Below are 14823 nucleotides of genomic sequence, written 5' to 3'. Positions count from 1 at the left end.
TGACACAGATTAATCATGAGACCAAGCGATATCATCAGCGCTTCTGTTGATAATTTTGATCAAATCCAAAAGTGACATCCGGGAGGGACCGCACCCTGAACCAAAAGTATAAAAAGCCTGCAATCAGCCAAACGGCTCCTATGATTAAAGCATTTTTGCTGAGGCTTAACAGCAGCCATCCGCAAAACAAGGCTCCCAAAAAAGGCAGAATCAAATAGCGCATCACATGTAATATTCCTTTTTCCCGCCGGCGGATGTAGTAGTGGCCGATGACGGACAGATGCACAAATATAAACCCGATTAAAGCGCCGAAGCTGATGAACGAATAGATGACCTCTAATTCGCCAATCATCGCCGTCAGTGAAATCAGCCCGATGAATATAATGTTTAAAACCGGGGTTTTCAATGTCGGATGAATATAGCCGAAAAAGCGCTTCGGCAATGAATTGTCGCGTCCCATTGCATACAGCAGCCGTGAAGCGCTCGCATGTGAGGATAGGGAGGAGGAAATCACAGCCACCATCGTCCCCGCTAAAAAGAAAGACCGCAGAAAAGCGCCGCCGGTATAAAGGGCGATCTCCAAAGATGCTGAGTCGGCATGCTGGAAGCGATCATAAAATGGATATACCTGCTGCATCAAATAGGACATCACAGTGAACAGCGTTCCGCCGACTGCAACCGTTAAAAAGATCGCCAGAGGAATATTCTTTTTCGGGTGAATCGTTTCTTCCGACATCGTGGAAATGGCATCAAAGCCTAAAAAGGAAAAACACAAAATCGTTGCTCCTGACACAATGAGAGATGGCTTTAAATCAGGATGATAAAAAGGATCGGCTGAAATCAGCTTCCCAGTGCCAAGTCCGCTGGCAAGACCTGCGATCATAAACCCGGCAAAGGTCAGTGCAACGATCACTTGAAAGGCGACAAACAGCGCCGTAATGTTTGCTGTTAATTGAATGCCGATCATATTGACAGCCGTTATTGATAAAGCGAGCAAGACCACCCACAGACCGTGGGGGATGTCCGGAAAAGCCGCTGACAGATAAGCGCTGCCGATCGCAAAATTCACCATCGGCAAAAATAAATAGTCGAGCATAATCGTCCAGCCTGCTAAAAATCCGGCATAGGGATGTATGCTTTCATATGCATATGTATAAACTGATCCGGCTTTTGGATAGGCTTTGACCATGCTGCCGTAGCTTAAAGCCGTCAGCAGTAAAGCGGCGACCGTGAATAGATATGCCGCCGGAACATGTCCTTTTGTCATCTGGGCGACCACACCGTATGAATCAAACACAACGAGCGGATCCATGTAAGCAAGCCCGATCACGACAAGCGGACCGAGTGTAAGGCTTCGTTTAAGTGCACTTTCGTTTTTCAATGATTTCTAAAACTCCTTATGGTTCAGATGATGTAAATTAAACATATTTTAAATGTTTTTTGATGCGCTAGCAAGCGTGTAAAAACCCTTTTTTAGCAGTATAAAAACATCATGTTTGGCAAAAGCTTTTAAAAAAAGCAAGGAGAATGTCACATGGATGATCTAGAAGGCTATCTAGAAGCTGTAAAACGAAATATGGAGACGATGACCGCATCTGATTACGATGGAAAAGAAGAAGATTTAAGCAAACAGCAGGAAGAGATCGAAAACTATGAAAGACAGATCAAAGAGAAAAGCATCTCAGCCGAAGGCTTTGATCAAATTGTTGACGCGGCTGTAGATTGTGCGGCTGGCGACATTACATTTTCCCAGCTGGAGCATGTCTATCAGCAAGCAAGCAAACAGCGTCCGTAAGATCGGGTGCTGTTTTGGTTATAAATGAGTCTATTATGCTAATACGGAGATAGAGCTGATAGATTTCAAGATGATCTCTCTTTTAATCAGGATAATGCAAAAAGGGACGGGGAAATGCACCTGATGGACCGCACATCATTTTATTCGCCGTTTCTAGCAGCTTCTGTTTTAGCTTGAAATGCCAAAGCTTACTCCGTAGGGAGGTGCAGCTAGATTCGCGAATTGGAAAGAATATCAACCGAAATGACTAAAAATTCAAAATAGCTTGATTGGAATATGGTAATCTAAGATAGAAAGGGGAGGAGAAATTTGAAAAACTATATTTGTACAACTTGCGGTGTACAATATGATCTAAGCACCTCACCGCCTGCGGAATGCATCATCTGCAATGAAGAAAGGCAATATGTCAACCCCGACGGTCAAGCATGGACAACACTTGAAGAGTTGAAGCAAAGCCGCGCATTTCAAAATGAAATCTGTTTTGAAGAGGAGTATTTGTACAGCCTGACGACAAAACCGAGGCTTAGCATCGGCCAAACAGCCTATTTGATTCAGGAATCCGGCTTTCATTTGCTATGGGACTGTATAACATATTTAGATCAAAAAACACTTGAAGATATTAAAAAACTGGGCGGCATTCAAGCGATTGCTCTGTCACATCCTCATTACTATTCAACTCAGGCAGAATGGGCTGAAGCCTTTGATGCGCCGATCTATATTCATGAGGATGATAAGGAATGGGTGCAAAGGCCGAGTGAGCGAATCGTGTTTTGGTCCGGTGAATCTCTTGAACTATCTGAGGGGCTTACTTTGCATCGGCTGGGCGGTCATTTTAAAGGCGGAGCCGTGTGTCATTGGAAAAACGGAGATGGCGGGAACGGAATCCTGCTCACGGGGGATATCATCCAAGTCGTGCAAGATCAGGAGTGGGTCAGCTTTATGTACAGCTACCCCAACCTGATACCGCTGCCGGCCCGCAAAGTGAAGCAAATGGCTGATCAAGTGAAGGACATCCCGTTTAACAGGCTGTACAATGCTTTTCACCGGGCAGTGAAAAAAAGCGCAGGAGAACGTGTTCAGCAGTCTGCCGAACGATATATAAAAGCCGTTGATGGGACGCTGTTCTCTACATAACCGAAACATTGAAGCATAGCGGATAACTTTTCAATCCGGTATGTTTTAGTATATGATATGAAGGTAAATGTCGCGCGGAAAAGGTGAGTACATGGACGAGCACAAACAAGAAACAACAGAAGAACAAGAGCGGGCTGAGCTGGATGAAGAAACCCTATTTCTTGTCTCACAGACGTTTAAAGCGCTCTCAGACCCAACGAGAATTAAAATCCTTCATTTGCTGTCTCAAGGCGAGCATTCGGTAAATGAAATCGCAGAGAGGCTGGGTCTTCTTCAGTCGACCGTTTCTCATCAGCTCAGATTTTTGAAAAACTTGCGCCTTGTGAAATCAAGAAGAGCGGGGACTTCGATTTTTTATTCCCCTGAGGATCAGCATGTCCTGGATGTCCTTCAGCAAATGATCCATCACACACAGCATGACTGATCATATAAAAGGCAAACTCGGCACAAGAGTTTGCCTTTTATACTGAGCGGTTATCCTCTATTTTCCCCTTTTTTAAAACAAAAAAAGAGAAACCGACATAATAAACAGCCAGTACAAAAAAACCGATCATTGTCGCCGGATCTTGTGCAAAAAACGCCCCGTATGCTGCTGAACCGCCGTTTATTAAATCACCTTGCTGCACATTGATTTCGATGATTCGGGAGAGAAACCTGTATAAAAACAAGCAAAGTACAAGCAGTTCAACCCATAAATGTGTCCGAAAATAAATTACGCCATCGCGATTTTCAATGGATACATTTTTAAGCGCATACGCTGTCAGCATGAGTCCGAGTATGATGCCAATCAAATCGTAAAGGTATGATAAAGGATGAAGGGCGCTCATCGTCAGGAGGAACAGGAAAATACCGGAAAAAATAACGATTCTGAACATCATGCGCACAGGCTTTAATGGCTGAAAACCGATGGACCGTTTTAATCTTAAGTAGACGATCAAAACAATGGCGAAGAACTGGGCAAAGTAAAGTGTAATTTTTTTAAAACCTCCTTTCTAGAGGAGTATATGTCCAAACTGTTTCAATCGTAACCTTAAAGTTTAGTTTTGAAGAGAAATAGGACGGAGATCCTCTTTTTTGTTATTTTAAGCATCACCAGTTGTGCTAAAGTAAAAGAATAAAAACGCATGGATAGAGAGGGTTTATTTATGAAAATTGACCGGCTGCTGGCGATCGTTATTTTATTAGTCAGAAAACGGCGCGTACAGGCTAAAGAGCTTGCTGATATCTTCGAAGTTTCGGTCAGAACGATCTACCGGGACATTGAAGCGATCAATCAGGCCGGCATCCCGATTGTCACCTCACAGGGAGCAGGCGGGGGAATCAGCATCATGGAGCAGTTTCGCCTGGAAAACAAGCTTCTTTCAGCAGATGAGCTGGCGGCGATCACCACGGCGCTGGAAAGCGTTTCAGCGACCTATGAGGCATTTCAGCAGGGAAGCGCGCTGGAAAAGATCCGCCTTCTCGTCTCAGAGGAAGAAATGCCTGCGTTCCGCGAAAAAACGCAAAAGTGGTTTATCGATATCTCATCCTGGGGGGAAAGCACGGGAATAAAGGAAAAGATCAGACTTTTGCATCAAGCAGCGGACAGCTTGAATATCGTATCTTTCACATATGTAAAAAGGGACGGACAAACAGGAGAACGTCTCACAGAACCTCACACACTCGTTTTAAAGGCGCGGCATTGGTATCTGTATGCTTATTGCCTTCAAAGACAAGCGTTTCGTTTTTTTAAGCTGGTTCGAATGAAAGACATCAACATTCTGCCCGGACAGTTTCAAAGGAGGGAGGTCAATTTGGCCGCTCTTCCTTGGGAGACAGCATGGCATAAGCCGGAAAACATGACAAAGATCACCCTTCTTATCCATCCGTCAGGAGAGCTTTTGGCGAGAGAATGGTTTGGCTCTGAAGCCCTTACATATGAAAACGGCAGATGCACCGCCTCTATATCCTATCCCGATGATCAGTGGCTCTATGGGTTTTTGCTTCAATTCGGAACCCATATCGAAATCGTTGATCCCCCTCATGTCCGTCAAAAAGTAAAAACATTGGCGAAGCAAATTGTTGATTTATATGAAACTTGACACAGTGCTGTCAGGTTTCTTTTTGTATGCTTTTGATAAAGGAGGAATGAGCAATGGAAACATTATATTGTCAAAGCTGCGGGATGCTGATGACTAGCGCCCTGCTTGGAACAGAAAAGGATGGAAGCAAAAACCGCGACTACTGCATGTACTGCTATGAAAATGGAGAGTTTAAGCAGCCTGATGCCACCCTTGAAGAGATGATTGAGATATGTGTGCCTTATCTAAAAGAGGAGGGCAAAACAGAAGCGGAAGCGAGAGCGCTGCTTGAAAGCACGCTCCCGCATTTAAAACGATGGATAGCAACAGGGGAGCATGCAGGATGAGCTTCTCCCATTTTGAAAAATTGAATGCAAAGTTATTTACAGGGATATCGACTGTAACGAGCAATGAAGAAGAAGCTTCTGAAAAGGGCAAAATTCCTTCAATGTGGGAATTGTTCCAGAAAGAAAAGCCGCTGCCCTCATTTCAAATCCCGCGTGATATCATCGCGCTCTATTCCGATTATGAAACAGATGAACATGGCACATATACATTTTCAATCGGAACTTTTATTGAACAAGAACAGGACGTTTTCAATGTCATGACGCTTCCGGCCTCTGAATATGCCGTCTTCATCTCGCGGCGGGGCCGGATAGAAGAAGTAGTCATTGAAACATGGCGGGAAATTTGGGAGTGGGATCAGAAAGCGCTTCGTACATATACCGGAGATTTTGAGGTGTATGATGAAAAAACAGCTGACCGGGACAATGCTCAAGTCGCCATATATGTAGCTGTGAAGCGCGGAATCTAAATGTCTTAAAAAACGAAGATTTGCAAAAAACTTGCAGTTTTTAGGCTTACAAGCCTTTAAGAGATAATGGCCTCAGCGGTTCAAGCCGTCAGCAGCATAAAAATAGGCCCGGGTTTTATGAGCGACCTTTATTCCAGAGTCTGATCAACACAAACGAACCTGAGGAAGCGGGCGGGAAAAAGGTCAGCCTTGTGCTCTCAGGTTTCAGAGAAGGTTCAGCCATTTATGCTGTCCCATCCTGCATGGATGTGCAGTACTCAGGCAAAGCAATGCTTTATCAAATAGACGAACATCTCGAAATGAAGGCGTGCGTTTTTTGAATGGGACTTGCTATCTATCAGCCGAAATGGAAAGAAAGATAATTTCTCACAATTGTTTACATTTTTCTGAAATTTTAGTATCATATCATTATGGCTCCAGCAATTTTTGAGTCATAGGTATTAGGCTTAACCAGCCACTTCTTGCCTTGGCTCTTTCAGCCAAGGATTTTTTTGCTGCCGAAAAAAATGAGCGTCCTATGTCAAAAAGTGGTTCACAGCAAAAGAGTTCCATGTTATTCTTGCAATGTGAAAATATTCACAAAAAGGCGGGCGCTATGAAAAAAACTCCGATTTACGTAGAAATTTTCATCCATGCTGACATTGAGCGTTTATGGCGTTTTACTCAAGATCCTAAGCTCCATGAACTATGGGATTTGCGGTTTACAGACATTACCTATTTAAACAGCGAAGCCGAAGACCCGCAAAGATTCTTATACGAAACGAGAATCGGCTTTGGCTTAAAAATTTCCGGCACAGGAGCGTCTGTCGGAAACATCTCTAAAGAAACGGGAGAAAGAGTCTCATCACTGAAATTCGGTACAAAAAATGCGCTTTCCCTCATTCGCGAAGGGCGAGGCTATTGGAAATACAGTGAGAAAGAAGATGGGGTTGCCTTTATTACGCAATACGATTATGAGACAAATCACGGCCGGCTGGGACGCCTCGCTGATGTTGCATTCAGGCCGCTGCTCGGCTGGGCGACGGCTTGGAGTTTTGATGCACTCAGACTTTGGCTTGAAAAAGGGCTTCATCCAAAGCTCCTTTTTCAAAAAACGGCGATTTACTGGCTCGTATGCCTGTTGCTTTTTTTCGTTTGGGTGTATCAAGGGCTTGTCCCGAAAATTGCAGTCTCGCATCCTCTGGAAATCAGCATGCTTGCCTCTCTTTTAGGCGGCCGTTTTCATCCGGAAGCCGCGCTGAAGCTGATCGGCTTGGCCGAGGTGATGATCGGTGTTTTATGGCTGTTTCCTTTTCATAAAAAGAAGTGGTTTCTTCCGCACATCGGGCTGCTTGTGCTGCTTTCCGTCTGTGCGGGAATGGCCGATACCGCAGCGTTTGCACACCCCTTTAACCCTGTCACACTCAATGCTGCACTTATCGTTTTGTCCTTGATCGGCTATTTGAGCGCTGACGATATTCCAAGTGCAAGAAATACGATCAGAAAGAGGCGTAAAGGCTGATGTCGATTTATGAAAATGTGATAGAAGATTTTCACCTTCTCCATCCGAAACTCAAGCAGCGGTATCGGATCACTCCGGAAAACGCATTTAGAGGAAAAGGGGTAATGTCGGAAATTTCAGGCGGCTCATTTGTGACAAGGCTGTTATGTAGAGCCGGGACGATATTCCGCTGTTTTTTCCCCGAAAGAGGAAGAGATATTCCGTTTACCATTGAAAATAAAATCCGGCTGACGAAAAAAAATACACCCGTAGCCGAATGGAACAGGACTTTCTTTTTTCCTGATAAACGAAGGCATTTTGATGCCGTCATGATCTATGATGAAAAAAGAGGAGAAATTATCGATTTTTTCGGACATCCACCGATCCTGATTTCAAGCCTCTATTTTAAAGCGGAAGTAAACGGTTCATTATCGATTATCTCTGTCAAACAATGGTTTCCTTTATTCGGAAAAAAGATTCCGCTGCCAAAGTGTTTTTACGGTTTTTCTGTTGTGAACGAATCGTATGATGAGAAGAAAGGCTGTTTTACGATTGATGTCCATGTGAAAAATCAAATAGCCGGAACGCTTTTTTTATACAAAGGGACATTTCAAGAAGCAGGTGAGGAAAATGACTAGATTTCATTGGCTTGTCAGCGCACTTTGTTATGCGGCTTTCATCCTCGCCAAGGCGCCGGATATACCGCCTGCAGAGGCGCTTCTTTTATTATCGGCCTTGTTTTTCATACCGATTGCAATCCGGCTCATTCGGCATGAAAATGGTTTCTCACAGCTGATCATCCGCATGTTTCCTATTGCCGCATGTTCAGCTTTGTTTTCTCTAATATTTCATTCGCCGTTTTTTTCGTTGATTTGGCTTTGCTATACGGGAATGATCGCTTTGTTCGGCGCGCTCCGCATCTGGGAAAGGGGAGGCCGCCGCCTTGAGGAGGTGTCAATCGATTGCGGCCTGCTTTATCTTCCTTTCGGAGGTTTTTGGCTTTTTGCCTATACACTGAATCTTGAAGTGATGAATTTTGGTCTGCTTATTGTCCTGCTGACAGCGGTGCACTTTCATTATTCAGCGGTCTTCCTTCCAATTTTTAATGGAATGCTCGGAAGGAAGCTGAAAAGGAAAAACCGCCTGTATAAGACGGTCACATGGATCATCATGATGTCTCCGCTTTTGATCGCAATCGGAATATCGTTTTCTAAAATCATCGATTTAATAGCCGTTTCGCTGTATTTGGCTGCCATTTATTGCGGCGGCTTCCTGTTGTGGCGTACATCCTTCAAAAACAAAATCGCGCGCCGGTTTGTGATCTTTTCATCTTTGATGCTCATGCTCACGATTGCATGTTCCCTTATTTATTCTTACGGCGTGTTTCGCGGCCGTCCGACTTTTACGATTCAGGAGATGATTTGGTTCCACGGGCTTGTAAACGCCATTGCCGTCATCATCCCGGCGCTTATCGGCTGGCACCTTGAACGTCCTGAACCGGCAAGGGAAAAGCATAATGGCAAACGGCTGAGCCGCATTTTTGGAACATGGAGAATCGGAGCTGATTTTTTAAACAGACAGCGCCTGAAAAGCAGGGCATCTTATCAAGGGCTTGCCGATGACATGGGTATTTTCCGGACAAGCGAGTTCAGGCCTGAAATGCTTCCTCCTCTGATGATCGATTTCTACGAAAATACGGCCGATTATGTTTTAAAAGCGGAGATCGCCTGGCGGCCATGGTTTAAGCCGTTTGCTTTTATCTACCAAATGATCTCAGCCAGGTTAGGCCAAATCCACCTGGGGATGAAATCGGGCTGGCAGGATATGAACGGCTCGATTATCGGCGTCGATTCAGACAAAGACGGAAGGGAGAATGTGCGCGCCTGGGTTAGAACAAATGAGGAAGGGGAGACCATTTTTGTGGCGCTCTATTCCGTTCATACCCATGAGAAGACCACATACATGAACATTGCCCTGCCGCTCCCTTTTTCTCATATGACAGGGATTTTAAAACCGAAGGCAGAGGACGGCTGTCTCATCTTGACCAGCAGGGAGCCGCAGTCTGCTCGAGGTGATGAAGGCATTTTCCTTTCCACAAGGGCTGGAACATTTAAACTGCCTCTTGCAGAACGTTTTAAAATTAAAGCAGCGGGGCAGGACAGGCTCTTTGCGTTTCATCGCATGTGGTTATTTGGTATACGGTTCCTCGATATTCAATATGATATTGAAAAAAAGGATTCCGCATCATGAAGAGCGAAGTTAGCAAATGAAAAAGAGGACACAAATCGAATCGAACTGGAGGGTATTTATGCTGAAAAATGTCTTACTTGAACAGTTTAAAGCGTGCTATAACGAAACGACTTGGTTTGTTTGTTTTCAAACGGCTGCCGCAGATCTTACCGAAAGCCAGGCAAGGCAAAAAGGAGAAGGTGCGGAAAATTCGATTTTAGAAATTGTCAATCATTTAATTTTCTATAATGAGCGGTATTTAAAGCGGTTTAAAGGGATTCCCGTCCCGGCATTTGATTATACGATCGATGACACGTTTGTCAACAAGAGCGGCCTTGGCTGGAAAGAAAGCAGCCAGGAGCTGGACCGCATCTATTCCGATTGGATCCATACGATTGCAGCATGTGAAGAATCGGTGCTGACACAGCCGGCAGAGCACGATCCAAACGCTACATGGGCGGACATTTTATCCTGCCTGATTCTCCATAATGCCTATCACTTGGGACAAATCGTCCATATGAGAAAGCAGCAGAAAAGCTGGGATCCATCAAAAGGCGTGAACTAGCGTCCGCCCAGCTCCGCGTGAGGCACTATGGCGGTTAAGGGCGCTTTTGCCCGGCCGCCTGCACCAAGTCATTTGACAGATTGGCATGTAAGCGATCCTTTTCTTTCCTATCGTTCGGCGGGAGCATGTGCCGCTGCCCTAACCGATTTTTTCTTTCAGATTGTGGTAGGCATCTCTCAGCCAAGGATGGACAACCTTCAGTTTGTCTCTTTCATTCCACAAATATTGAATATATTGAAAAGCTCCATGCTCCAAGGAAATCTCCAGCGCTTCCTGAAGTTCTTTGATGTAAGGCGGCCTCCCGGACTGATCCCATTCTATTTTATCTGCTGCAAATACCACAAGGTCGAGGGGAGAGGGATTGGCTTTAAGTGTTGTATGACATTCTATTGCATTTAAAATATCTTGATCTTGTGTATGAAACAAATCCCGGGCCAGCACTTTTGACAGCTTTTGATGGATGATCATCGGAAATACCCGTTCTTCGGGCAGGATATCAATGCCGAGCGCTTCAGCAGCAGCGATCCTTTTCTCATTTGGAATGACGGCGCTGATGTCATGCAAAATCCCGGCTATTGCGGCTTTTCGCACAGGAACATGAAACGATTTGGCCAATGTTTCAGCCGCTTTTTTGACCCTTATTGAATGTTCTGCCGTTCTATCTTGATGGTGGTGATAAAAAAATTCTAAAGCATCTGTATATACACTGCCGGTGAAGCGAATGCCCTTCTGCAAATCTTGTTCATAAACGTTCATCAGCACCTCTCCCTCTTTATGATGTTTAATCATAAACAAAAACAATTTTCTTTTGCATGATTAGCTTACCATAAGGTTGACAAGCCCTGATAAATGGAATTAAAATATTTTGTTAACTGGAAAAGAAAAAGAAAGGAATGTCGATGGACAATGTCTGAACTGACAAAACAGCTGATCTATGATATGTATGTCAAACTGCTGCACCTTAATGAACAAAAAGCGGATACAGATCTCAAAGCGCTTCTGAAGCAGGCGGATGAGGCTGAAGTCAAGCGGCTGCCCGGGAATATGACAACCATTCATGTCATCAGCTGCATCGGTCATAGTGAACCGATCAATAATACCGGAATTGCAAAGAAAATGAATTTATCTAAAGCAAATATTACAAAAATCAGTTCAAGGCTCTTAAAGGAGGGGTTGATCAAACGTTTTCAACTGACAGACAACAAAAAAGAAGTCTATTTCCGGCTGACGCCAAGCGGGAAGCAAGTATTTGAGCTACATGAAAAGCTCCATCAGAAAAAAGCGGAAACGTTTGACCAGTTTCTCGATTCTTTTTCAGAGCCGGAACAGAGCGCCATTTTGAAATTTCTTCAAGGATTGACGGTCATGGCAGGAAAAAAACAAGACGTGAATAAATAAAAAGCGGAAAAAAGAGATGTTGAGTCAATGATTTATCATAATGATATTATGTAAACTAATAGTATGAAATTTGAGGATTGACACGCAATGATTTCCATATTAAAATTTAATCAAATAAGTTAGTTATCTGAATAACTGAGAAGGTGAATGAATGGCAAGGCCAAATGTGACATCAAAAGAGATGCTGATTGAAGCAGCTAAACGACGCATTGCAGAGCGCGGGTTGGAAAATCTGACGTTAAAGGCGGTTGCAGAAGATGCAAATGTGACACAGGGAACTGTTTACTATCATTTTCGCACAAAAGAGCAGCTTGTTTTTGAAGTGGTTCGGGATGTTTGCTCCACGTCTTGGGAGAGTTTAAGGGCAAATCAAAAGCCTGTGGCTGAAAAAATGAAGGATGGATTAGCTTCTGCAAAGGCAAGAACTCAGGAAGGTGCATATTATCATCAGCTATTTTTAGAATTGGTCGTCTTTGGTTTTCGAAATGAGAGGATAAACAAACAATTGGGGGAGCTTTTGGACGATGAAAATACGTTTTTAGCAGATCAGCTTTCTGCGTTATGGAAGCGATCTCCTGTTGAAGGGGTCTCACTTAAAACGTGGGGCATACTTCTCAATGCACTGATCGACGGCCTTGCCCTGCAGTCTTTTATTTCATCTGAGTTTTCTTCTGATGAAATCTATCAAGAACTGGAGCTTGTGCTGCAGAAGCTGACGGAAGACGCTTTAAAGCAGCATGAAAAGGCGGATCAGTAAGGGGGATTGGCAATGTTTACGCAAAAATTAGGTTTGACTCTTCTTTTTTCTTTCCTTGTCTGGCTGGGGGCAACCATGTTTTTTGTGCTGTTTGGCGATTCAGTTCTTGCCGAACCTGGACAACATACTTTTTGGATTCATTTTTTGCTTTTGGAAACAGGAACATTTGTTGTTTTGTATACAGTATTGCTGTTTTATCAACAACTTGATAAATCACCGTTTGCGGCCTTAAAACTCGGGATTTGGGGATCGGCGGTCGGTTTGTTCCTTGACACTTTTTCGGTATGGAACCATCCGCTGATTTTCCCTGCATTTTCCGAGGGGCAAGTGATTTCATTTGCGATTTGGATGGTATGCGCCTATGCCATGTATTTGATGATTCCGCTGATGCTGACAAGAAAAAAAGCCGCTTGAATATTGATGTATATTCGCCCGTTTAACATAGAATGAAAACGGGCGAAAGCGTTGTTCAGATTTTAGATGCCAGTCAGTCTAGGGGAATGGAAATTTCAGCATTAATGTAACCTGCACCGTAAATATTTGGGTCTCTATCTTTCCACAAATCGGCTCCGTCCATTAAAAGCCTTTTGACTTCATCGGGTGGAACGTCAGGGGCTTGCTGGAGAAGGAGTGCGGCAATGCCTGCACAAATCGGCGTAGCCATTGACGTTCCAGACAATGTCATATAATCTGTGCCGACCCGGTTGGCTTTTTGCAGTTTATCAAGAAAAGATCCAGGTGAGCGCAGTGAAGTAATATTGGTTCCCGGTGCTAAAAGGTCTGGTTTGACCTGGCCATAAATGGTCGGCCCTCTGCTTGAATATGAAGCGACATCATCGTCATCCCGGCTGACGGTATTGCGGTCATCCAAAGCTCCGACTGTAATGATCTTACGGCTGACACCCGGGCTGGCGATCGTTTGGGCATCAGGTCCTGAATTTCCAGCGGCGGCGCAGACGACAATTCCCGCGTCCCAAGCTGCATTAACGGCTTTGACGACAGGGTCTTCCTCTTCATTTTCATAGGAAAGAGCATCTGAACCAAGCGACATTGAGATAATATCGATCGGACCGTCCGGATGTTCTTCATTAAACTGTATACACCAGTCTATCCCTTGAATCACAGTTTCGAGCGAGCCGGACCCCATTTTGTCCAACACTTTCACACCAATCAGCTCGGCTTCAGGAGCGGGGCCGCGGTATTCTCCGGAAGAAGCGGCTCCATTCCCTGCAACATCGCCGGCGCAATGGGTGCCATGCCCATTGTCATCATATGGTTCAGCTCTTTGGTTGACAAAGTCGGCAAAAGCTCTGATCCTTCCTTCGAGGTCTGAATGCGGATATATTCCGGTATCCACGACAGCTACCGTAACACCTTTTCCTGTCAATGTCTGATTGTTTCTGACGACTTCCTTAGCATTGCTTGATTCGACCGCAACATCGAGAAGCGCTTTAACAGTCCGATTTAAATAAATTTTTCGGATGTCGCTGCACTGTGATAGAAACGATTGCAAAACAGAAGGGGTAACTTCGGCGCTGCAGCAGTTGATTTTGGTGAAATGATGCTTTATTCTGTTCCGTCTTTGATTCGCGGCCATCTCTTTTACAATCTGATAGCCTTTATCATGACAGTCTTTTTCGAACTCAATAATGATAGATATTTTTTTGTTTTTCAAAAGGAACTTTTCAAAAAGGCCGTGCAGAAAACATGGCGTCCATTTGAAAGGTTTATAGAGCTTCAACACGCTTTCTCTCAGGGGACGGTCTAATTTATGGGCGTTGGCCCGAACCATTTGAACCATGTAGGAACCGAACATCGAGATCCACCTCTTTTAAGTTATACTTTCTGATAATCTATGAAGGAAAGGTAGATCCCGTAAAGTTGGTTGTCCTGAACAGCTGGCAAAAGGGGCCGGTTCACTATTGAAAAGCGGCTGATAGATTGATGCCAGAGTCCTTCTGACTCGCGTGCAAAGAAGAAATGTCTGTTTAAACGAAGGGGGGAGACATGGTATTCTATTCTTGTTCATGTATACTGGGGAAACAGGGAGAAAAGGTCATGATGAAGGAGGAGAAAAACATGGCAGTAATTGAAGACTTTTTAAAGCTCGATATTCGGATTGGAACGATTTTGAAAGCGGAAATCTTTGCGGAAGCGAGGGTCCCGGCGATGAAGCTGGAGATCGATTTCGGAGATGAAATCGGTGTCAAGCGGTCGAGCGCACAAATCACAAAGCGCTATACGCCTGAAAAGCTTGAAGGCCGGCAGGTAACAGCAGTGGTCAATTTTCCGCCGCGGCGGATTGCCGGATTTAAATCAGAGGTTCTCGTTCTTGGCGGTGTTCCGGAAAAAGGCGATGTGATTTTATTAAGGCCTGATGAAGAAGCGCCAAATGGAACGAAGATTGGGTAATACATAAAAGGGCAGCGTATCGACAAATCCTCGCGTTCTTTGTCAGGCCTGCTGAGCCGGTGCTCACGTTCAAGAAGGAACGGCGGCTAATCGCTCAGGCGTCCTGCCTGAACGCCGCCCTCAATCACGTCTAAAAGTGGTGACAAAATCTGAGAGAGGCTCCTATTCAACAGGAGCCT

The 14823-nt window shown here is 44.5% G+C and carries 18 protein-coding genes; 14 read left to right on the top strand and 4 right to left on the bottom strand.

The window, feature by feature from the left end; all coding sequences use genetic code 11:
- Positions 1–34: 34 nt before the first annotated feature.
- Complete coding sequence (locus RBH91_RS11660; protein ID WP_307891701.1) at positions 35–1381, bottom strand: APC family permease; 1347 nt, start codon at positions 1379–1381, stop codon at positions 35–37.
- 153 nt (positions 1382–1534) lie between these two features.
- Between RBH91_RS11660 and RBH91_RS11655 the strand changes: the two genes are divergently transcribed.
- The 3 genes from RBH91_RS11655 (at position 1535) to czrA (ending at position 3353) form a co-directional block, all read left to right on the top strand.
- On the top strand, positions 1535–1795 hold the full coding sequence (locus RBH91_RS11655; RefSeq protein WP_307891700.1) for a YnfE family protein: 261 nt from the start codon (positions 1535–1537) through the stop codon (positions 1793–1795).
- Positions 1796–2104: 309 nt separating this feature from the next.
- Positions 2105–2929: an MBL fold metallo-hydrolase gene (locus tag RBH91_RS11650; RefSeq protein WP_307891699.1), complete on the top strand. Its 825-nt coding sequence runs from the start codon at positions 2105–2107 to the stop codon at positions 2927–2929.
- A gap of 91 nt (positions 2930–3020) precedes the next feature.
- On the top strand, positions 3021–3353 hold the full coding sequence (czrA, locus tag RBH91_RS11645; protein WP_307891698.1) for a Zn(II)-responsive metalloregulatory transcriptional repressor CzrA: 333 nt from the start codon (positions 3021–3023) through the stop codon (positions 3351–3353).
- A 37-nt stretch (positions 3354–3390) separates the two neighbouring features.
- On the opposite strand, the gene RBH91_RS11640 is transcribed toward czrA, so the two are convergent.
- Complete coding sequence (locus tag RBH91_RS11640; RefSeq protein ID WP_239693602.1) at positions 3391–3804, bottom strand: CcdC protein domain-containing protein; 414 nt, start codon at positions 3802–3804, stop codon at positions 3391–3393.
- Positions 3805–4074: 270 nt separating this feature from the next.
- On the opposite strand from RBH91_RS11640, the gene RBH91_RS11635 reads away from it, so the two are divergent.
- From RBH91_RS11635 to RBH91_RS11605, 7 genes are all read left to right on the top strand, one after another.
- The gene (locus RBH91_RS11635; protein WP_307891697.1) at positions 4075–5010 is read left to right on the top strand and encodes a helix-turn-helix transcriptional regulator; all 936 of its coding nucleotides are present in this window, start codon (positions 4075–4077) and stop codon (positions 5008–5010) included.
- Positions 5011–5063: 53 nt separating this feature from the next.
- Entirely contained in the window at positions 5064–5336 is a 273-nt protein-coding gene (locus tag RBH91_RS11630) for a zinc ribbon domain-containing protein (RefSeq protein WP_307891696.1), read from the top strand.
- Entirely contained in the window at positions 5333–5803 is a 471-nt protein-coding gene (locus RBH91_RS11625; RefSeq protein WP_307891695.1) for a GyrI-like domain-containing protein, read from the top strand. The genes RBH91_RS11630 and RBH91_RS11625 overlap by 4 nt, the downstream gene beginning before the upstream one ends.
- A 595-nt stretch (positions 5804–6398) precedes the next feature.
- Positions 6399–7304, top strand: coding sequence for a DoxX-like family protein (locus tag RBH91_RS11620; protein ID WP_307891694.1), 906 nt, complete (start codon positions 6399–6401; stop codon positions 7302–7304).
- A complete protein-coding gene (locus RBH91_RS11615) occupies positions 7301–7921 on the top strand; it encodes a DUF4166 domain-containing protein (RefSeq protein ID WP_307894723.1) in 621 nt (206 codons plus the stop codon). The genes RBH91_RS11620 and RBH91_RS11615 overlap by 4 nt, the downstream gene beginning before the upstream one ends.
- Positions 7914–9533, top strand: a complete 1620-nt coding sequence (locus RBH91_RS11610; protein ID WP_307891693.1) for a YndJ family protein — start codon at positions 7914–7916, stop codon at positions 9531–9533. Before RBH91_RS11615 ends, RBH91_RS11610 begins: the two co-directional genes overlap by 8 nt.
- Positions 9534–9591: 58 nt before the next feature.
- The gene (locus RBH91_RS11605) at positions 9592–10077 is read left to right on the top strand and encodes a DinB family protein (RefSeq protein WP_307891692.1); all 486 of its coding nucleotides are present in this window, start codon (positions 9592–9594) and stop codon (positions 10075–10077) included.
- Positions 10078–10215: 138 nt separating this feature from the next.
- Here the strand turns inward: RBH91_RS11605 and yqeK are convergent, their stop codons facing one another.
- A complete protein-coding gene (gene yqeK / locus RBH91_RS11600; protein ID WP_307891691.1) occupies positions 10216–10833 on the bottom strand; it encodes a bis(5'-nucleosyl)-tetraphosphatase (symmetrical) YqeK in 618 nt (205 codons plus the stop codon).
- 150 nt (positions 10834–10983) lie between these two features.
- Between yqeK and RBH91_RS11595 the strand changes: the two genes are divergently transcribed.
- The 3 genes from RBH91_RS11595 to RBH91_RS11585 all read left to right on the top strand — a co-directional run bounded on the left by RBH91_RS11595 (position 10984) and on the right by RBH91_RS11585 (position 12646).
- Positions 10984–11475, top strand: coding sequence for a MarR family transcriptional regulator (locus RBH91_RS11595; protein WP_307891690.1), 492 nt, complete (start codon positions 10984–10986; stop codon positions 11473–11475).
- Positions 11476–11626: 151 nt separating this feature from the next.
- Positions 11627–12232 (top strand): TetR/AcrR family transcriptional regulator, encoded by a 606-nt coding sequence (locus RBH91_RS11590; protein WP_307891689.1) that lies wholly within the window; start codon positions 11627–11629, stop codon positions 12230–12232.
- Positions 12233–12244: 12 nt separating this feature from the next.
- The gene (locus tag RBH91_RS11585) at positions 12245–12646 is read left to right on the top strand and encodes a DUF5367 family protein (protein ID WP_076758446.1); all 402 of its coding nucleotides are present in this window, start codon (positions 12245–12247) and stop codon (positions 12644–12646) included.
- Positions 12647–12719: 73 nt separating this feature from the next.
- Here RBH91_RS11585 and RBH91_RS11580 read toward each other — a convergent pair whose 3' ends face one another.
- Positions 12720–14048, bottom strand: coding sequence for a serine protease AprX (locus RBH91_RS11580; RefSeq protein WP_307891688.1), 1329 nt, complete (start codon positions 14046–14048; stop codon positions 12720–12722).
- 263 nt (positions 14049–14311) lie between these two features.
- Here RBH91_RS11580 and csaA point away from each other — a divergent pair, with 263 nt between their 5' ends.
- Positions 14312–14644 (top strand): chaperone CsaA, encoded by a 333-nt coding sequence (gene csaA / locus RBH91_RS11575; RefSeq protein WP_076758441.1) that lies wholly within the window; start codon positions 14312–14314, stop codon positions 14642–14644.
- Positions 14645–14823 lie beyond the last annotated feature (179 nt).

It is taken from the genome of Bacillus swezeyi (assembly GCF_030908325.1).
In the GTDB taxonomy this organism is placed as follows: Bacteria; Bacillota; Bacilli; order Bacillales; family Bacillaceae; genus Bacillus; species Bacillus swezeyi.
The sequence above is the reverse complement of the archived record's forward strand: the minus strand, read 5'-3'. Positions and strand labels throughout refer to the sequence as shown.